An 18,449-nucleotide genomic window follows, 5' to 3' on the forward strand; every position below is an offset into this window, starting at 1 on the left:
CCATTTCACCTTGCATTTTGCATCAAAACGCACTTCATTTTGCTGAATATCGCCCCAAAACGGGTGTAAATGACGGTCTTTTTAAATAAAAATTCATTTTGCTGCTTTCACAGACTAACCCCTTCTTGCATCAAAACTAACCTTCGCGAGAATCGATTTTTTGTCGGGTGAGCGGTTGGTGGATTACGAAGGCACTCATAATGTTAAAATTCTTACTGAAAAAGAGACAAATTCTGACGGGCGGATGGGTTGGCAATATGGAAAATTTGACCAGTTAGCGAGTAGATAAGTTCATACAGGATGTTGGTCGTCAAGATAACGAGTTATATTGAAAATAAATAGATTTGGAAAATATTGAGAAAAAACGTATCTTTGCATCATGATATTAAACTTATCCATGGAAGAACTTGAAAACCTTCGCTGGTTCCAACACAGTAAGGATTTTGAACCCTATTGTACTCAGATCGCCTGCATACTGATGCTGGCTCATGGTCACGATGCGAAAACAATCTCCTACGACTTGGAAATAAGGCCGTACAGCGTATATAGCTGTGCGGAACTCTACATGTTGGGTGGCATTTCCAGACTGACCGACAACCGCTACAAAAGCTATTGCATGCACAACAACCACTCCACCTACGCTTGTGTAGAGAAAGGCGGGCACATGCGACAATTCACGGTGAGCGGGCGTTATCGGATAAACCTTAACGGATTTCTCAACGCCCGCGATGCCGCTGATGTCATCGCTATTGATTGCCACAGCGTAAACACCCAGTTCAGATGCCAGCTTTACGAAGCCGCACCTGCTAAGCATCCCAAGACATGTGGGATATACGTCATATCAGACGATGCCAGATTCTATCGCAACAAGCATCTTACACAAAGGGTGAAGGGAACGAGGGCTAAGCAGTTTTTCTTTTGGCTGTACTCACCCAATCTCACCCTTATAGAACACCAGTGGAAAATGCTTAGGAGGGGAGTTGTCAACACAACCTTCTATAGAGCGAAGGAAAAATTTAGGCAGGCGGTGATGAATTTCTTCGATAGCATTGCTGATTACAAACAAGGGTTGGAACCACTTCTACTTCCCAATTTACGTATGGTTAATTCCAAAACGATTTTGGTTTGACTTAGATAACGCGAATAACAAATTAAAGGGCGATTTTAAAGAGTTGAACGGTTTGAAGTGACTTAATCAGGATTTTAAATATGTTGTTGTTATGAAAAAGCTCATATTCGTGCATATAAGCATATTCTGCATATTATTTGCTTGTCATGGGAAAGGCTTGCAATCACGCCATAAAAGTAATAATGATTCAAACAAGGATTGTAGAACTGCTTCTGTTGTAGTAGATTGTTTGGAAGTAGGTAAGGTCATGGGTTTAGTTGGTAAATTACAAGAAGTGAGAGAACTAGAACGCGATTACAAGGTGAAAGGAAGAAAAGCTATTGTACTAATGCAATCCCCTGATATGGATACTCCTTATTTTTGGATTCAAGTGGGCTTTTCTACTGCATATAGATTTGAACCAATTTACAATTTTTATGTTTCACCGAAAAAAGATAGTGTTTTTTTCTATGACACAATGACAGATTCCATAGTACGAATAGAGGATTGGAGGAAGATTGCTCAGAAAAAGTGACAACATACGAATGTCACATCTACGATGCCAACGGAACTCTCACACTTTATCTTAGAAATGCGATTATAGAAGATGGAGTAAATGATGATCGTGTGTGCTCATTAATAAAAGAGACAAATCTAAAAGTTAAGAAATATGGATATAGCTTATCTTTTAAAAGATATTCTAGTGAAACGTCGGGATTCGACATTGGTGTTAAAAAAATAAATAGCGATGAAATATATAATAGTCTTTTGTGTTATGCTTAGTATGCTATCTTGTAAGAAGAATTCTATCGAAATGACAATTGCAGGTAGAAATCATAGATACTGGTTGAAGAAGTCGCACGCTGAGAAGTCGCAAGTTTACTATTACTTTGATAGACAGGGTAGATGGTACGTATATGAAAGGGCCTATAAAGCTAGTGTCCTAACAAAGTATGACGGAGGGGACATCATGCTCATTGAAAAATGGTCATTAATAAATGATACAACAATAAACATCGGGGGAATGGAGTATTGTATAAGAGAATGTAACGACACTTTGTTAGTAATTAAGAGCTCAATGTTCACAGACACATTGATGTCTTTAAATCTCTACCCTTCGGTGATTCCAGAACGCCCATAGATATGGTGCGAACATCGTCACGGTGGGGCAAAAAGACTACCAATGATGCAGTTTGAAAGACAGCGTAACCTTTTTGATGATAATGGAGGTGCCTGCATTACTTGGATTTCTTGAAAGGTAGCAAGGGCATCCGATGGTGGAGCCATATCTCTCGCTACAATAATCGAGTATGAATTTGCGCACTTCGTTAAACGGGTATAAAAACAAAAGATAGTTTGAACCTAAAAGTAAAATTCCAAACAGTTAATGCGGGGTAGAGTAAGAGAAGGAAGTATCGAAGATGCCGAATGGTGTACTGCATGTAGAAATGGAGAAACCATTAGGCATAATGTACGACAAAACGAAAAAAGAGATGGTGATGAAGTTCTTATACATAATTATAACATTGTTTGTTGTGGTTGGTTGCAAAACAAAGTTAAGAAATGACTGTGTTGCTAAGGATTCTATTGTCGTAACATACTATAGGGGACATTACGAATCTTTTGACGCCGTGTCCTTTGAAGATATGAAACAAATGTCTGATAGAAAAATGCCAAATGAAACGATTAGCTTAGATTCCACTTTGTTCCGTAAATTTAAAGGCTTTATAAAAAAGGTTTCTAGGGACAGGCTATCGGCTGACGATGCACGCTTTTATCTAAAATGTCATAAAGATGAAATGACAATGGGTATTCCTGTTCATTTACATGCTTTACAAGAACAAGCGGATAAATCATTACGTTATACAATTTATCAGATATTGTGGAAGACAAAATACTTTAATACGGTAAAGGAGGGAAGTCTAAAATATGTTCTGTTAATTAAGGAATTTGGTATTCCTGATGATTACAGATACGATGAAACTTCTTCTTGCTCTGGTAAGATGCCCTCAAAGTTGAAAAAAATCATACTTATAGAGAGTAATAAGTGTCATGCTATTAGACAAATCCTTTGTCAAAGTATTATTACAAATAAATTTGATGAAAGGACTGCCAAGAGAATCTGTACCTAGCTGTTACACAAGGACGTTTCATTTCATCACGAAAAAACAATATGATGTTACCGTAAAAGATATAAATAAAAACGATAATAATGGTTTAAATGAATAAGTTAATATCAATATGTGTCTTTACAATAGGGCTTACTTTCATTTGTAGTTGTTCATCTCATTTCCCCGATAAAATAGAAGGATATGTATTAAAACACAATGTTCTGAATGATAAGGGGGTTGGTGAATTGGATTTATGTGAGGTACTAGATATAGACTATGACACGATGTACGTCTTTCATTCCCTTATTCCGCTAAACGGAGTTCAGAATATAATAGGAATAAAAACGTATGGGGATGCAGAAGATCCTTATACGGCTCTTATTGGGTCGGATTCTGAAATGTGTAGAGTAATTCTCATAAAAAACAATAAGGTTGTGTATGAGGATGAGTACTATTATTCGCATTATAAACTACAAGTGTTGTTCGAAACATTTTATGAAGTTAATGGGTGTGGCATTTTTGATGGGAATCTTGCTCCTGTGCATGGCTATATGTGTACAAAACACCATTTCACAGTAAGTAGAGTATCGGATGATAAATATATGATGAAATAGGTTTCCTGCATGTCGCGTAGAAATACGCGATGCCAATGGCAATCCCATGTTTGTGGAGGAAGACAGCCTGGACACGGAGCGGCGTATGGCGTGGAACGAAGAGAACCGCCTGATGGCACTGTCGGATAACTGTAAGATTAGTCGCTACACGTATAACGCAGCGGGCGAGCGAATAATTAAAAGCCACCGCGACTTGGAAAGTGTGTACGTCAACGGTGCGCCATAAGCATATCAAAAAAGAAGGAGAAAAAGACAATGAAATTTAATTGGGTTATCTTGGTTTTTCTAATAATGACCATATCATCATGCTGTGCTCAAAAAACACACAGCAAACGAGAGAAAATCATCACAAATGAACTTTCCTTCATAAATAATAAGCGTATCAACTTCTCTATAAAGAAAGTCGCTTGCGATACATGCTTTCCCATATTTGATGTTGGCTATCGTGTAAGCGTAAAATTGACTCCAAAACAAAAGATCCTTATTGTAAGGATGAAAAGAGGAGAATGGTTGTCTCTACTCAATGATGAGACAACAGATTACGCTGCAAACATTCTGCTTTATTACATCTATAATCGCGATGCCATAGTCCTTTTACACAATAGAAGTATTAGGGACTGGAGAGACGGGATGAAAGAAGACGATATATTGTATTGGGAAAAGAGGCTGAAATACCATTGATTGATTACCAATGTTCTTAATCATGAACATAAATCCTTCTCTCTGGTCGGTAGTAGTAGTAGAAATGTTCTCAAATGAAGGATATGGTCATGCTTTGATTTACGGAGAGTCTGTGGGAGACCGTCATCGCTCAGTACCTCATTTTCAAGATAGCCATGAACCCAAGCAAGAGTTAATAGACAAGTCTATAAGGACAAGAAAAGAAACCATTAAAAAGTATAGAATTATGAGAATTGCATTTGTTCTGTTTTGTTTCATACTATTCGGTCATAGTATGTTGTTTTGCCAAAGCATTGATTCTATTCAAGCCAGATGGTGTATAAGGGGAGAGAAAGAAGGATATGACGAGACTCGTTCGTGCTTGTATTCTATTAAGAACAACACACCCTCAAAACTCTTAATATTCTTTGTCGAGGAGAAAAATGATTCTTTAAACCCTGTTCAACTCTTAAGACGGAAACTCCTGCGTAGATACGGAGATTTTAGTTTATCAATGTTGGAATGGGAGTCGAATATGGTCATTGAAGACAGTTGTGCTATTATTCCAGAATTATTCGTAAAATGCTTACTCCCAAAAGAAACATTTGAAATCATTATGCTTTTTAATTCTTCAGATAGAGACAAAACCAATGTTGACATTACTAAGCATCTGTTGATATGCGAAGAACATGTGTTCTCCGACTCATTGATTGGGATGCCGAACTTTGTGAAAAATCTAAGTTTGTATCGTGTTGGCTACCTCTATCCTTATGTTGTCATGAATTCGAGCATATTCCAGGCATTTATCAATAAACAGATTAAGTGAAAGATTTGTTGTTTAACAATATACAATGAAGCAGTCTTTACTTTTAATGTTTCTATAAATTGCGAGGAGTTTATTATCTTTGTAATGCAAAAGCAAGATAGATGTTCCTCTCATGTACGAATGTGCGGAACAAATTTACGATAGCGTTTGAAATCCCGCCCCACTTGTCTGTGGCATAACGCGATTACATTCCGAAAATAGCTTGTTGGAGGTTATTCAGTGCATTCTCTACAAGTTGAAAGCAAGTTTCCTGTGCCACACGGTTTCTTGTCTCATCCATCTTCACAAGGACAATGTTGCATTACAAAACAGTGTGTCGGCATTTCCACAAGTGGACGAGGAAGGGCGAGGAGTAAAAGGTATGGGGCATAGCTTTGCAACGTTACAGGTCTTTCTTGGACTGTCTGTAAGACACGGATCCATATCACATTCATACTAATTCTTATGGAGAAGATGAAGAGAGGGAGAAATGTGCAGGTGGGTCTATGAAGTTAAACCAAATAGGAAAAAATGAAACAGATAATAATAGTTTTTATGCTTGTGGGACTATGTGCCTGTAAAAGTCAGGATACGGAGGAAACAAAGTTTTTAAGCCATTTCATAGACCTGGCAGAGTTCCCATGTGGTGGCATTCTTACTACAATGCCATTACCAACAAAAGATACTATAAGCTATGATATACTTGCAAACAGGTTTTTGTTGCCTGTAAATACAATTGTGCTCTCAAACGCTCATGGCCAGTCGACATTTTGTTATGTTGGAAAGTATAAAATTGCTGATGGATATTATGTGTTGGCATGTAAAGAGTTTTACAACTACCATGATTCTAGAATCATCATATATCTGTATAATGATAAACAAGACGTTGTTACATCATCATTATTAGTTGGCTGTCACGATGAATTCTTAGATGTGGATAGTGAATATAAAGATGGAACTATAACGATTCGAACTACGTACAAGAAAGTACAACGTGGGTTAGATCCTCCCGAAGGCCAGGAGTATGTTCAGAAACAACTTACACGTAAATATCACATAGACGATAATTTTCATTTCGTAGAATAATTCTTCTCCCATGAGTCTTATGGAACACGAATTTTCCACGCTACGGATAGAACCAACAGTGCAGGAAACATTTTGAGAATCAGCATAAAGTACAAGAAGAATATGAAAAGTTTGATGCCGAAGAAGAGTTTCGTGTTATTGGGGGAGCGGAGAACTGCACAATTGAATGGAGAAAGTATTCGTCATCATCATCGGTGGACTGAACTTACAACAGAAGAGCCGACTTCAAAAAAGCAAGAAGAAATGAAAAGAAACGCTTTGTTATTATTTCTATGGGCATTGGTACTTGTTGCAAATGTTAGTTGCGCTAGTAAATCTAGAGAAAAAACGGAATTTCAGGATTCTATCGTTGTTTTCTTTAGACCCATATATAGTTCTAAAGTTGTTAGTGCTAAAGAATTGATTATGATGTCAAATAAGGTGCCTGTGTATGATACGTTATTTGTTGACCGTGGAGATTATAACTCAATCAAGAATTTTATAGAAAACAAGGAAGTAATAAGAACCGATGTGAAGGGTATCCCAGAAGTATACCTTAAAACAAAAAGGGGAACAGTGTTCTTGACACAGTTTAACCCGCTAGCGGTGGATATTGATGGGAGTCCTCTCGCTATCAGTATGGATATGGCTTATCGTATAAATACATGTAGTAAAATGTATAATTACTATACGAAGGAAGAAATTTCTTGGGATACACTTTTTAGGGAGTATAGTCTTCCCGAAGATTACCACTATCATTATGACAAGTATTACCAAGAGTTTAAGACCAATGGCCACAAATTAGATTCGATATTTATTGTAAAAAAGCGTGGTGTAAAGTTATGGCTAATCGCAAGAGAGTAATTTCTGAAACTTCTCGGAGAATTTAAGGCCTATCCACGCTTTGCCACAGGCAAATGCGGCAGAATTTCGGATTTTATCGTATCTTTGTCCATTACTTCGCACATGGAAAGAGTGTTTGTTTTGGTTCGTTTTGCATCACAAAGATAATAAACTCCTCTCAATTTATTGAAATAGTAAAAGTCAAGATGACTTTAACACCATGGAAAGAGTGACATACAACAGAGATAAGGAATCTGTTAACCTGAAAGGGTATACCGTATTTGGAAAAAACTAAAAACATCAAACCTTCAAAAAATGGTATGGAGAAACAGAAAGTAATAATGCTTATATTACTCAGCATCTGCTCGGTGCTTAGTAATTATGAACAGAAGTAAGTTACATAATAAGCACCCAATATTCGCCGCATTGATACTTCACAAAAAAGCCCTTATATGATTGGTGTCATATAAGTTTTTTGTTATTTGCAGTTTATGAGCAGTAGTTTTATCAATCCATCTTCATGTCCAGCAAAGGCTTTTCTTACTACTTAAACAGCCCTGCGTCATCTGCTTGTGATACACAACAAAGCCATAACGTTCCCCATGGAGCAATTTGATGCGGTTGCGAGGGCGATTATAAAAGACATAGACACAAACATCAGAAGGGTTGAAGTCATTACCGCGTACGAATTGACATAAGCGGAGGATTACCTGATGCATATCAACAGGAGTACAACAAACGCGGTCAGCATTTGTTTCGTTGAGTGCAAACATATTTTTTGCACAAAGGTAGGAAACAAAGCATACAGGAAAAAGGCGGCGAATATTGGATGCTTACCGATTGAGACAATATATAAAAATATCGCACAAGGAAAAATGCTGCGGAGTTGAGGTGATATAAACTTGCTTTTTCACATAGTACATCAAAGCCTAAGGCTTCTGCCAATTGTTTTAAAGCCTGCATTGAAACACCCTCATTGGTTATAGCACATATATGTGATAGGTTTTCGCACGAATACATCCTACCATAAAATTTACAGAGCATAGCCATGCAGGCAATTCCACATTGCATGGCGTCATGTTGTCTATAAAAACAAAAGGACATTTATTTTGCTGTGTTGTATTTGGTAAGACCAGAGTCGTTGTCACTATTATTAATGTTTTTGCTCAGATGCCTTCGTGAATTACCTTTCGTCAGAGAATAGACGAAGGTCAGTGCAACAAGATTCTTGAAATTACCCCATCGAGTCTTTTCTACGAAATGGAATGAAGGGGTGTCTGCGTAAATCTTGGAAGGATCGGGATTGTAAATGAACATGGCTCCCATGGTGACGGCACCGAGCCTGTAGGAAAGGGATGCGTTCGCATTATACCCGTGCTTCTCAAAAACATCACCGTCAACAGTTGTCATCGGTAGATTGTGGTTGGTAATGAATTGCCACTTGCCTGTCACCACCTGACAAGAGATTCCGACATTGTTCAGATTGTGGTTGATGCACTGATTAGGCGTATCGTATTTGGAAAACAGATAGTTGTAGTAAGGTTGCAAAGTTAGCCATGAGAAAGGTCTACAACTTAGAACAAGCGATGCGCCATACTCGTTGACATGGTGGATGTCCACAATTCGGTTCACGACGTCGGTGCCGTCAGCAGAAACAACTGTCATATTCCTGCTGGGATAGTGGGCGTGATTGACGGAAGGTTTGACAAACCAGATATTGTTCGCCGACGCATACTGGAAACTAAGTTCGGTGCGGTAGAAATGGTAGGGCTTCAGACTGCTGTTGCCTTGTAGATAGAATCGTTCATCCACGACGGTGCGACTATCTGTGAGCTGACCGACGCTAGGAACCGCAGATGCTATAGACGAAGTCAGGCGTAGCGAACCGTGTTTGTGCAGCTGGTAATTAAGAGAAACAGAAGGCCGCATGAGGATGTAGTTGGCTATTGCCTTCGTCACAGTTCTGTACCGGTTGTTCTCCACACCTACCCCCAGGTTGTAGGACAATGCCCCCCATTGATTGGTGTAGTCGGCGTATAGGTATTCCTTTTGCGTATTCACTGTCGACAAACTGGAGGCTCCGTCTGTCTGCTGCAGTCTTTTGTATTGATAGTAGGTTCCTATCTGTATATTTCCCTGCCATAGTTTGTCAGTATAAAGTGCTTCTGCTATTAGCGAGTAAGACTTGTTGTCGACGATGTTGGTAAACGTTCCCGTTCCCGAGGTGTTTGTTAGATTATTGTTCGAATTGGATTTGAAATAAGTGTTCACCACATTGACCGACAGATTGTTGCCTTTGCGGAAAGTGTGTCCGAAGTAGATGTTGGCCGATAGGGATGAAAAGTCACTTTGAAGCCTTCTGTGGTTGGCATCTCCCAATCTACCCGTCCGCAAGAGCTGTTGACGATATTGCTGGGTAGCCGGAAACTTACGATATTCTAAAGTGATATTGAAAAGGTTGTTGTTTTGGAAACGCTGATAGAATAATTGTCCGATGTGGTAGGCACCAGTGTATTTACCCGACAGACCCTTGTAATCGTTCGTCACATCCGGATAGGCATAACGGTTTTCCATGGTATTCTGGTTAAGATGTCTGTAGTCCAGAAAATATGCCGCAGACACCTTGTTGAGCGAATCGCTATAACTGGTGGAAAACAAGTTGGTTCCGTATCCTGTGGTGATACTATTTTTGGTGTCGAGATATAGTGAATAGTGCCTTTTGTTGGTGCGCTTGGTTGCCACATTCAATACAGCACCTATATTCTCATGCGCAAACCTTGCAGGTGGATTGGAATAGTAGTGCAGGGTCTTTATTTCGTCGGTTTTGAGCAGCATCAGTTCGCGTACCGACCTTCTGATTCCATCAATCAGCACCAGGACAAATTTACCATCTGCCGTAAGCAGTTCACCGCTGTTTGTTGAAAGTCTGAATTGCGGCAGGTTACTGATGGCCTCCAAAGCGTTGTTTCCCACCTGTCTGGCACGCCTGTCTAACAGGATGATGTCTGCGTTGCCGAAGCTTCTTAGCCCTTGGCCCGACACAGTGACCTCTGAAAGGTTCTGTATGCTTTCAGTCAGCTTGACCATTCCGACATCGCCACTCTTGCACGTTAGCTGCTGTGGCTGATATCCTAAGCAAGAGAATTTCAACAGGAACTGTCCGTCTTCGTCTACATTCAAACTGAAGGTTCCTTTTGAGTCTGTCTGCGTGTGAACAATGGCTGTCGTATCGGATAAGCTGGCCAATACGCAGTCAACGCCGACTAATGGAACGCCAGACGGATCGGTCACCGTACCGTATATTCTGTTTTGTGCGTTGCTGCTTATCAATGAGGCTACAAAAGCAAACCATAACGTTGTGAGAATTCTTGCCATCATAATATAAATTATTTACACATTGATTTTGAAGTCATCTAGGCTTTTTAAACCTCTACAAATTGAGAGGAGTCTATTATCTTTGTGCTGTAAAAACCAAGATAAACACTCCTCTCATGTACGAAGTACTGGACAAAGATACAATAAAATCTGAGATCTTGCCATATTTGTCGGTGGCAAAACGCGGTTATGTTACAAAAAGTGACCTGGTGGAGGTCATTCAGTGCATTCCTTTTGTACAAATCGCCATATTTACAGTTTATGCGCGACGGATACGCCTACATCAACGGCTAGACTAGTTACTACACATAAGTATGGCAGGCGGTATTTCCTTATGATCTGTGACATATATGGCATTGGTAGTCTTTCTTTTCAACTTATATAGAACGCACAGAATAATAATTTCCAGAAGGTTACTTTTTAAGGCATACCCACGTTTTGCCACAGACAAATGCGGCAGAATTTCGGATTTTATCGTATCTTTGTCCATTGCTTTGCACATGGAAAGGGTGTTTGTCTTGGTTCGTTTTTGCATCACAGATATAATAAGCTCCTCTCAATTTATAGGAACCTTAAAAGTAAAGAAGGCTTTAAACAGAAATAAACAAAATGGAAAAATTCGAACAACTTTTTGTGGATTATTATAATGGAGTAACAGCCATACTCGAGGGGGAAAGACCAGCGGGCTTTCTTTCGAAAATACCCTTTATGTACGAGAAACTTCTAGAAGAGGCTATCATGGAATATGATAAAATCACTGACACCGAAAGATGGCTTAAAAAAGAAATAATAAGTTTGACTGACTCTAACATTACCATCTTTAGAAACAAAAGCATAGTGTTCAATCGGTATTATATCCATACACTATGGAGGTTTGATTTGATCTGTGATTATTTAAATCGCAAGAACATTGCTGATTTAAATGTAGGAGAGCAGCTAAATGCAACTCTCGAATTTTATGCAGCAAATAATCAGTTAGGTAGGATTATGCGCATAATTGCTGAACTACTTTCATTCATAAGGAAAAACGAGACTTCAGAATTAATTTATAAGAAAATCATGGATTCCTATTACAAGCTTCACGTAGAAGATAAAACTATCTTACTTGAATTAGAGGTATATAAAAAGTATTGTGAGCCATGACCAACCTTGATGGGTAAGTGGCAATCTATGGCTATAATACCGCAGAGCGGGTAAAAGTTAAAGATGGGGAAGGGGCAATCGTTGTGCTGGCGCTACGACAAGGGCGGACGCTCCATGATAGACGTGAATGGGCTTGTGGTATGAAAAGCACGTACATTTAAGACTATCAATGGGAACGGTTGCAAGGCATGTTGCTCACCTCTGACAACGACAACATGATAGATGCGCAATATAATTCAACTCCATAGGTTCGCAAACTCATGAGCTAATTGTCAAAAAAAGATTGGATTTGCAAAGCCGTAGGTGCATCGTAAACAAACAAAAGTCCTCCTTATCCTCGGCGTAAGGGTTTATTGATGCTATGCTACGCAACGTCTTGCATTCTTCTAACAACAATTCTCCAAAAGCAATTCTGTTAGACTGTATTTTTTTTGTGTTTATTTTATTTTACAATATCGTTTTAAATTTCACTCTGTTCTAGCGAAAATATAGGTTGTAAAGTGGCTAAATTGCCACTATTTCTAACCTTCCACGTCTTTCGTTTTGTCTTCTTTTAAGAAAACAACCTGCATTTTGCACCATTTAGCCTTTCTAGTTTGTGTGCTAGCTCGTAATTTTTCAAGTCCAATAACACACTTTTAGCCCTTAAAACCCTACTTTTTAACGGCTATTTTGCCCCTTTTGGCCATGTTTTTGATGGCTCTAAAAGGTTTTGTTTATACAATAGCAGTGTATTTTTATGCTTTTTGCCTCACATTTAGTAGCATTTCACCTTTCATTTAGCACCAAAACGCACTGCGTTTAGCACCATTTCACCTTGCATTTTGCATCAAAACGCACTGCGTTTAGCGGCATATTGCACCGCGTTTTGCACCAAAACGCACTTCATTTTGCTGAAAATCACCCCAAAACGAGTGTAAATGACGGGCTTTTAAATAAAAATTCATTTTGCTGCTTTCACAGACTAACCCCTTCTTGCATCAAAACTAACCTTCGCGAGAATCGATTTTTTGTCGGGTGAGCGGTTGGTGGATTACGAAGGCACTCATAATGTTAAAATTCTTACTGAAAAGGTTACAATGGTTGGCGAGTTAGCTGGTTGACGAGTTGACAAGTTGGCGAGTTAACAGAGCATGAGCTTATAGGTTGACGAGTAGGCAAGTAGACAAGAACGTGATTTTGCAGATGAACGAGAAAACTAGTTTACGATTGTACAAGTTAATAGGAACAGCCATTTTTCACCAATATTAGTTGACAAGTTAACGAGATAACAAGTTAACGAGATAACAAGTTAACGAAGCAATAGGCTAACGAAGTAACAGGCTAACGAGGTAACAGGTCAACGAGTTGACAAGCTAACGAGATAACAAGTTAATAGGCGCAGCCATCTTTTCACCTTTTCACCTTTTCACCATTTCACCTTTAAAATATAACTGCATTTTGTAGCTGGTAAATGTAGGATGGTTTTAATTTTTCTTGTATCTTTGTCAAATATTTCGCGCGTTTGAGAAGTGACAATCTAGGTTTGCAATACGAACGGAACGGCGATTGCTGCCAATGGCGCAGCGAGTTTGAAAGGGAAAGGAGGAAATATAACAAAATGATTAACAAGAAATTCTGTTTTACCATGTTGGCTATGGGGGTGTTTCTAACCTCTTGCTATCAGCAGTATGTAAGAAAGGATTGGGTAATAGATGCGAATGCGAACATCTATGTTTATAGAATTACTTATGGCGAGTTGTGTTTTAATTCAATTACAGCCATATCGTTGGAACATGATCGTGTTTATTATTATGCTAATGATAGTTTGTTATTGGCTGTTGATGATTTAACACATAAGAAAAGAAGGAAAGTTAACGACCAGGCAATAGCAAACTTGCTGCATTATCTAACAGTAAAGAACCTGAGTAGGTTAGAGAAACCTGATTGGAGCCGCTGTGGTTGTGTAACAAAGAATGAGTATGTGATAAGAATTTTAAAACAAGGAAAAAATGAATACCATTTTTTTCCTGAATTATTAGAATGCGACCAACGGTTGGGGTTAAAGTTTGTTGAAGACCTGCGAATGATTTTTGAAAGAATGTTGGAGTATGATGGTAATAACGATGATTTTAGATAGGTAATAATAGTAATATTTTAGTATATGAGCTTATATTATTTAGTGCTTTTGATGAGTCTTATTTGTGCAAAAGGCTCTGCTATGAAAAGGCTTGAGAACTTTCGAGTGATAAGTTATAGGCTTGTTTCTTCTGATTATCATTACTCTGACGAGAGAATGAAGTGGAGAGGGAAGTATTACATGCCTTTCTTGTATGAAGAGTATAGAAAGGGAACGCTCCAAAATGTAGGAATTTATAAAAGTGAGGGTCTTTTGTTATTTACGTCTTCGGAAGTGGAAAAGGATAGTTTGATGAGAGATTATGTTTATATAATCAAAAGGAGAGAAATATATGTTGGAAAGAAAGTAGTAATAGATAAGGAAGGTGGGGATAAAAGACATGTATATAACACGGTAATCGTTAAGCATAGGTATTACTGTTATACGGGCAAGTATCTTAGAGTGTACATTCCTGATACTTGATAAATTTGTTTAGTCCCTGAATATTGATAGGAATGATTGTGCTTTTTATAATAATTCTGGCATCGTTGTGGAAAGTTGATTTAAGAAAGCACGTATCCTTTGTTTCATGATATTATAGCCAACACTATTTCGTTTTGGGTATAACATTAAAAGTAAGCCCGATTAAGGCAACGAAGACAAAGCTAATTTTCATCTTTCCCAATACTTTATTTGCGATACAAACTTGCATTACAACTAAAAACATTATGTCAATAAGAAATAGAACGCTGATAATAGCCTTGCTGCTGAGTGGCATGTTTATGGGTTGTGCTAAGGACGTAAAAAGTTTACAAATCGTATTTACAGATATTTATATGACTACAATTTGCAGCATCACCCCTTCATACTTTGATAAGGGAGCCATTAAGAGGTGTTTGTGATACAGTTAGCATTGTTGGCACAAAAAAAATCAAAGAACTCATGCAGGCCGTGAATGAATTGCAAGAATTTACCTCATACAAAACAGTTCCTGACACACGAGGAAAAGTCATCTTCCTGTATGATGACAACCAAACCGAGGATTTGTACTTTAGTGCCTTCTTCGCTTTATACAGAGGGAAACTATATGAGTTGTCCAATCAATTCAAGCGTCTAATCAATAGAATTATTATTAGCAGAAAACCAGATAATCAGGTGTTTCTAATAACACACGGAAAGAAATGAATTCTGAGAAAAGAAAAATCAAATTCACTAACATGGTATCAATAACAAGCGTATGGAGAAAATGGTGTCTATCGGTGTATTTATGAAGGTTGTTTCCATCGCTTCCTGTCCATCTTTCGTTTGCTTGTCGGCATTTGGCCTGTCTTATTCTCTCGACGTAGCCCGCTACGCCTTCAAGAATACGACAGGCAATATGCTCAACAATCAAACAAAATCCGTACAAGCTCTAACGACTGATTTGGGTTTAAGGCATGTTCTATAAATTCCACGTTCATGTCTTTTCTTCTTTTTACGTTTGCTCTCCACAGTCTTTTAGGCCTCATCTGCCATCTTTTCCTTATTCTTTTAGGGGCATAGTTCACTATCGCCCATCAAGAAGTAAGAGAAAACAGCGCAGATAAAGCCTAAAAATGCAGTGGGGGTAATTTCTAGAACCAGCCTTAAACGTAAGTTTGTACCAACTCGATAACGCCTTCCACCTTTACGTGCTGTGTGGTAGCCGGGACAAGTATCGAGTCGCCCGTCTGCATTTCCACGGTGTTTCCCTCGTTGTCGGTAACTGTTCCTTTACCGCCAGTGCAGATAAGGATAACGAAACTGTCGAGTTGCGATAGGTCGATGGTCATCGGTTGGTCCAAATCGTAGAGGTTAGTGGTGAAGAAAGGACAGGTGGCGAGGTTCACGCCCACGTTCTTTGCAGGCACATAGTTTGTGCGATAGTTCTCTTCCACCGTGTAGTTGATACATTCGGCAGCCTCTTCGGTATGCAATTCGCGTGTGTTCCCATCCTTATCCTTGCGGTTGAAGTCGTAGATGCGGTAGGTTACGTCGGATGTTTGCTGTATTTCGAGGATGAAACAGCCCTTGCCGATGCTGTGAATACGACCTGCGGGGATGAAGAAACTGTCGCCGCGCTTTACGTTGTAGTTGCTGATGGCATCGCAGATGGTGTTGTTGGCCACCATCTCCTTGTATTGTTGAGGTGTGATGGCGGTTTTCATTCCACAGTTGAGATAGGCCTTGGGGTCTGACTCCATCAAGTACCACATCTCTGTTTTTCCACGACTCTTACCGTGTTTCTGTGCTAATTCGTCGGTGGGGTGCACCTGAATAGATAGGTCGTCGTTGGCATCGATGAACTTGATGAGCAGTGGGAACTCGTTTCCAAAGCGTGCATAGTTCTTTTCGCCCACCAACTTTCCTTGCAGTTCTTTCAACACATCGTTAAGGCTTTTGCCTGCATACTCGCCATTGGCCACGATGGTCTCGTCGCCTGGCACGCCAGATATTTCCCAACTTTCGCCCACGTTTTGCAGGTTTGAGTCGAGATGTTTGAATGGAACGATTTTGTTTCCGCCCCAAATGGTTTGCTTTAAAAGTGGTTTAAACTTTAATGGTTGCATGTGAGTTTATGAGTTTTTTAGTTTATGAGCCTTAGGGATAGAAGAGTTAAGGAGTTATGGAGTTAAGGAGTTAAGCCAGTACCTTTGTTTCTTTCTCCTTTGTTATTTATGGAGTTAAGCCAATATCCTTGTTTCTTTCTCCTTTGTTCCTTTCTCCTTTGTTCCTTTCTCCTTTGTATCCTTTGCCCTTTATTTCTGTGAGTTTATGTTTGAATTTGTGAGTTATAGAGTTTTGTAAGTCGATGAGTTATAGAGTTAAGTGCATGCCATTACCCTTTGTTTTGGGTCAGATGTGGCTTTATGTTGTTAAGGTTTAGCCATAAACCATATTCATTCTTCATATTGTGTTGGCACATGAGCGGCAGGAGTATTGGCTTAACTCCTTAACTTCATAACTGCTTAACTCCTCAAAACTATCTGTCGTTCCAAAATGCGGGGGTGAAGATAACCAATACGGTGAATATCTCCAAACGTCCCATGAGCATCAATACTGAACACAGCCACTTGGCAAAGTCGGGCAGTTGTGCCCACGACATGGTTGGGCCAATCTCTATTCCCAACGTTGGTCCAACGTTGCTTAGCGCACTTAGTGTGATGGTTATGGCGTTGGTGTTGTCTATTCCGGCTGCAATCATGGAGAAAGCACAGAACAAACACATCACCAATGTTACGGTGAGGAAGGCCAATAGCGTTACGCGCTTTTGGGTAGAGACGTTTACTCCGTCTATCTTCAACGGCAAAACGGCGTTGGGGTGAAGCAGTTGCTTGAACTCGTTGCGTATTACTTTGAGCAACATTACGCCGCGAATGCACTTGAAACCGCCGCTAGTACTGCCCGAACAGGCACCTATGAACATGCACATGGCCAATACCACCCATGTTACGTGTGGCCAACGGGCGGCATCGTCGCTGAAAAGTCCTGTGGTGGTGATGAACGATACCACTTGGAAGATGGCCGCGCGGAAGGCTTTTTCCAACTCGTAGTGGTTGCGTATGATTAGTTCAACCATGATGAAAGCCGTGAAACCCAGTACCAACCAAAGGTAGAGCTTGAACTCGGAGTTGCGGAAAAGCTGGCGTATCTTTAACTTCGTGGCCGTGAAATAGAGTAGGGTGAAGTTCACACCTGAAATGAAACAGAAGAAGGTTACGGCGTATTCGATGGCAGGCGAGTGGAAAAACTCTACGCTGGAATTGTGGGTTGAGAACCCTCCCGTGGCCAAAGAGGTCATTGAATAGTTCACACTGTCGAACCATCCCATGCCCAAGAACTTGTAACAAAGGGTGCAAGCGATGGAAATGGTGAGGTAAACAGCCCAGATGGCCTTGGCGCTTGTGCTTAGTTTGGGGTGTAGTTTGCTTTTGATTGGGCCTGTGGCTTCGGCCGAGAACACTTTTACCGACCCACCAACGAGCGATGGCAGCAGGGCAATGGTAAAGAACACGATACCCAATCCGCCAATCCATTGCGTTAGCGAACGCCAAAAGATGATGCCATGTGGCAGGGCCTCGACATCGTCGATGATGGTTGCGCCTGTGGTTGTGAAACCCGACATGGTTTCGAAATAGGCATCGGTGAAACTGTGTAGGTAGCCGCCTATCATGAAAGGCATGGTGCCGATGGCACTGAATATGGCCCACGAGAGGCTCACCACGAGGCAGGCATCGCGGCGTCCCATTGTGTTGTCGGAGTTGCGACCCATGAAACGGAACACGAAACCAAAGAATAAGGTGGCGATGATAGACACGAGGAAGACCATTACGTCGTCTTCCGCATAATAAATGGCCATTGCCAGGCACGACAACATCAGCGCTGCTTCGATGAAAAGCAACGAGCCGATAATTTTATATATGGTGCGATAGTTAATCATTCAGTTGACAAGTTCACAAGTTGACATGTTTACGAGGTTACAACTTCAAAAGTTTGCTAGTTCATCAGCTCGCGAGTTAACAAGCTTGAAAGTTGACGAGAATGCAAGCTTGGATGTTTAATCGGCTGGGAAGGTTGCGAAGATATGGAACATCAAGGGCTCCGCTTT

The 18,449-nt window shown here is 40.0% G+C and carries 17 protein-coding genes and 2 pseudogenes; 14 read left to right on the forward strand and 5 right to left on the reverse strand.

Features of this window, described 5'->3' with window-relative positions; translation table 11 throughout:
- Nucleotides 1-379 precede the first annotated feature (379 nt).
- From HMPREF2955_RS04640 to HMPREF2955_RS04685, 10 genes and pseudogenes are all read left to right on the forward strand, one after another.
- Nucleotides 380-1,129, forward strand: coding sequence for a transposase (locus HMPREF2955_RS04640; protein ID WP_246830067.1), 750 nt, complete (start codon nucleotides 380-382; stop codon nucleotides 1,127-1,129).
- Between the two features lie 91 nt (nucleotides 1,130-1,220).
- Nucleotides 1,221-1,643: a hypothetical protein gene (locus HMPREF2955_RS04645; RefSeq protein ID WP_070721433.1), complete on the forward strand. Its 423-nt coding sequence runs from the start codon at nucleotides 1,221-1,223 to the stop codon at nucleotides 1,641-1,643.
- Between the two features lie 213 nt (nucleotides 1,644-1,856).
- Nucleotides 1,857-2,249, forward strand: coding sequence for a hypothetical protein (locus HMPREF2955_RS04650; RefSeq protein ID WP_139145478.1), 393 nt, complete (start codon nucleotides 1,857-1,859; stop codon nucleotides 2,247-2,249).
- 280 nt (nucleotides 2,250-2,529) lie between these two features.
- Nucleotides 2,530-3,240, forward strand: coding sequence for a hypothetical protein (locus tag HMPREF2955_RS04655; RefSeq protein ID WP_070721436.1), 711 nt, complete (start codon nucleotides 2,530-2,532; stop codon nucleotides 3,238-3,240).
- An 89-nt stretch (nucleotides 3,241-3,329) separates the two neighbouring features.
- A complete protein-coding gene (locus HMPREF2955_RS04660; protein WP_070721438.1) occupies nucleotides 3,330-3,833 on the forward strand; it encodes a hypothetical protein in 504 nt (167 codons plus the stop codon).
- Between the two features lie 52 nt (nucleotides 3,834-3,885).
- A pseudogene (locus HMPREF2955_RS04665) lies at nucleotides 3,886-4,056 on the forward strand (RHS repeat-associated core domain-containing protein); the annotation flags it as partial.
- A gap of 32 nt (nucleotides 4,057-4,088) precedes the next feature.
- A complete protein-coding gene (locus tag HMPREF2955_RS04670; protein WP_070721442.1) occupies nucleotides 4,089-4,514 on the forward strand; it encodes a hypothetical protein in 426 nt (141 codons plus the stop codon).
- A gap of 22 nt (nucleotides 4,515-4,536) precedes the next feature.
- Nucleotides 4,537-5,319: a hypothetical protein gene (locus tag HMPREF2955_RS04675; protein WP_139145480.1), complete on the forward strand. Its 783-nt coding sequence runs from the start codon at nucleotides 4,537-4,539 to the stop codon at nucleotides 5,317-5,319.
- A gap of 510 nt (nucleotides 5,320-5,829) precedes the next feature.
- Entirely contained in the window at nucleotides 5,830-6,384 is a 555-nt protein-coding gene (locus tag HMPREF2955_RS04680) for a hypothetical protein (protein ID WP_070721446.1), read from the forward strand.
- Between the two features lie 102 nt (nucleotides 6,385-6,486).
- Nucleotides 6,487-7,227, forward strand: a complete 741-nt coding sequence (locus HMPREF2955_RS04685; RefSeq protein ID WP_246830068.1) for a hypothetical protein — start codon at nucleotides 6,487-6,489, stop codon at nucleotides 7,225-7,227.
- Nucleotides 7,228-7,724: 497 nt separating this feature from the next.
- Here the strand turns inward: HMPREF2955_RS04685 and tnpB are convergent, their stop codons facing one another.
- From tnpB to HMPREF2955_RS04690, 3 genes are read right to left on the reverse strand one after another with little or no spacing between them, the layout of a single operon-like run.
- On the reverse strand, nucleotides 7,725-7,979 hold the full coding sequence (gene tnpB / locus HMPREF2955_RS15000; protein WP_139145482.1) for an IS66 family insertion sequence element accessory protein TnpB: 255 nt from the start codon (nucleotides 7,977-7,979) through the stop codon (nucleotides 7,725-7,727).
- A complete protein-coding gene (locus HMPREF2955_RS16790) occupies nucleotides 7,951-8,310 on the reverse strand; it encodes a cysteine peptidase family C39 domain-containing protein (RefSeq protein WP_371326380.1) in 360 nt (119 codons plus the stop codon). The genes tnpB and HMPREF2955_RS16790 overlap by 29 nt, the downstream gene beginning before the upstream one ends.
- The gene (locus tag HMPREF2955_RS04690; protein ID WP_070721448.1) at nucleotides 8,311-10,584 is read right to left on the reverse strand and encodes a TonB-dependent receptor; all 2,274 of its coding nucleotides are present in this window, start codon (nucleotides 10,582-10,584) and stop codon (nucleotides 8,311-8,313) included. It abuts the gene before it with no gap.
- 113 nt (nucleotides 10,585-10,697) lie between these two features.
- Here HMPREF2955_RS04690 and HMPREF2955_RS15690 point away from each other — a divergent pair.
- From HMPREF2955_RS15690 to HMPREF2955_RS04715, 4 genes and pseudogenes are all read left to right on the forward strand, one after another.
- Nucleotides 10,698-10,811, forward strand: a pseudogene (locus HMPREF2955_RS15690) (IS5/IS1182 family transposase); the annotation flags it as partial.
- A gap of 379 nt (nucleotides 10,812-11,190) precedes the next feature.
- A complete protein-coding gene (locus tag HMPREF2955_RS04705) occupies nucleotides 11,191-11,724 on the forward strand; it encodes a hypothetical protein (RefSeq protein ID WP_070721454.1) in 534 nt (177 codons plus the stop codon).
- A 1,600-nt stretch (nucleotides 11,725-13,324) separates the two neighbouring features.
- Nucleotides 13,325-13,843: a hypothetical protein gene (locus tag HMPREF2955_RS04710; protein WP_019188887.1), complete on the forward strand. Its 519-nt coding sequence runs from the start codon at nucleotides 13,325-13,327 to the stop codon at nucleotides 13,841-13,843.
- Nucleotides 13,844-13,924: 81 nt separating this feature from the next.
- Nucleotides 13,925-14,305, forward strand: coding sequence for a hypothetical protein (locus HMPREF2955_RS04715; RefSeq protein ID WP_232211193.1), 381 nt, complete (start codon nucleotides 13,925-13,927; stop codon nucleotides 14,303-14,305).
- A 1,142-nt stretch (nucleotides 14,306-15,447) separates the two neighbouring features.
- Here HMPREF2955_RS04715 and HMPREF2955_RS04725 read toward each other — a convergent pair.
- Nucleotides 15,448-16,410, reverse strand: coding sequence for a type I phosphomannose isomerase catalytic subunit (locus tag HMPREF2955_RS04725; RefSeq protein WP_019188891.1), 963 nt, complete (start codon nucleotides 16,408-16,410; stop codon nucleotides 15,448-15,450).
- A gap of 413 nt (nucleotides 16,411-16,823) precedes the next feature.
- Complete coding sequence (locus tag HMPREF2955_RS04730; RefSeq protein WP_070721458.1) at nucleotides 16,824-18,281, reverse strand: TrkH family potassium uptake protein; 1,458 nt, start codon at nucleotides 18,279-18,281, stop codon at nucleotides 16,824-16,826.
- Nucleotides 18,282-18,449 lie beyond the last annotated feature (168 nt).

Source organism: Prevotella sp. HMSC073D09, assembly GCF_001814145.1.
Classification (GTDB): Bacteria; Bacteroidota; Bacteroidia; order Bacteroidales; family Bacteroidaceae; genus Prevotella; species Prevotella conceptionensis.

Bases quoted from the DNA above. Each gene is read 5' to 3' on its own strand.
- HMPREF2955_RS04640 (WP_246830067.1), top strand. From the start codon at position 380: ATGATATTAAACTTATCCATGGAAGAACTTGAAAACCTTCGCTGGTTC.
- HMPREF2955_RS04645 (WP_070721433.1), top strand. From the start codon at position 1,221: ATGAAAAAGCTCATATTCGTGCATATAAGCATATTCTGCATATTATTT.
- HMPREF2955_RS04650 (WP_139145478.1), top strand. From the start codon at position 1,857: ATGAAATATATAATAGTCTTTTGTGTTATGCTTAGTATGCTATCTTGT.
- HMPREF2955_RS04655 (WP_070721436.1), top strand. From the start codon at position 2,530: ATGCCGAATGGTGTACTGCATGTAGAAATGGAGAAACCATTAGGCATA.
- HMPREF2955_RS04660 (WP_070721438.1), top strand. From the start codon at position 3,330: ATGAATAAGTTAATATCAATATGTGTCTTTACAATAGGGCTTACTTTC.
- HMPREF2955_RS04670 (WP_070721442.1), top strand. From the start codon at position 4,089: ATGAAATTTAATTGGGTTATCTTGGTTTTTCTAATAATGACCATATCA.
- HMPREF2955_RS04675 (WP_139145480.1), top strand. From the start codon at position 4,537: ATGAACATAAATCCTTCTCTCTGGTCGGTAGTAGTAGTAGAAATGTTC.
- HMPREF2955_RS04680 (WP_070721446.1), top strand. From the start codon at position 5,830: ATGAAACAGATAATAATAGTTTTTATGCTTGTGGGACTATGTGCCTGT.
- HMPREF2955_RS04685 (WP_246830068.1), top strand. From the start codon at position 6,487: ATGAAAAGTTTGATGCCGAAGAAGAGTTTCGTGTTATTGGGGGAGCGG.
- tnpB (WP_139145482.1), bottom strand. From the start codon at position 7,979: ATGTTTGCACTCAACGAAACAAATGCTGACCGCGTTTGTTGTACTCCT.
- HMPREF2955_RS16790 (WP_371326380.1), bottom strand. From the start codon at position 8,310: ATGTCCTTTTGTTTTTATAGACAACATGACGCCATGCAATGTGGAATT.
- HMPREF2955_RS04690 (WP_070721448.1), bottom strand. From the start codon at position 10,584: ATGATGGCAAGAATTCTCACAACGTTATGGTTTGCTTTTGTAGCCTCA.
- HMPREF2955_RS04705 (WP_070721454.1), top strand. From the start codon at position 11,191: ATGGAAAAATTCGAACAACTTTTTGTGGATTATTATAATGGAGTAACA.
- HMPREF2955_RS04710 (WP_019188887.1), top strand. From the start codon at position 13,325: ATGATTAACAAGAAATTCTGTTTTACCATGTTGGCTATGGGGGTGTTT.
- HMPREF2955_RS04715 (WP_232211193.1), top strand. From the start codon at position 13,925: ATGAAAAGGCTTGAGAACTTTCGAGTGATAAGTTATAGGCTTGTTTCT.
- HMPREF2955_RS04725 (WP_019188891.1), bottom strand. From the start codon at position 16,410: ATGCAACCATTAAAGTTTAAACCACTTTTAAAGCAAACCATTTGGGGC.
- HMPREF2955_RS04730 (WP_070721458.1), bottom strand. From the start codon at position 18,281: ATGATTAACTATCGCACCATATATAAAATTATCGGCTCGTTGCTTTTC.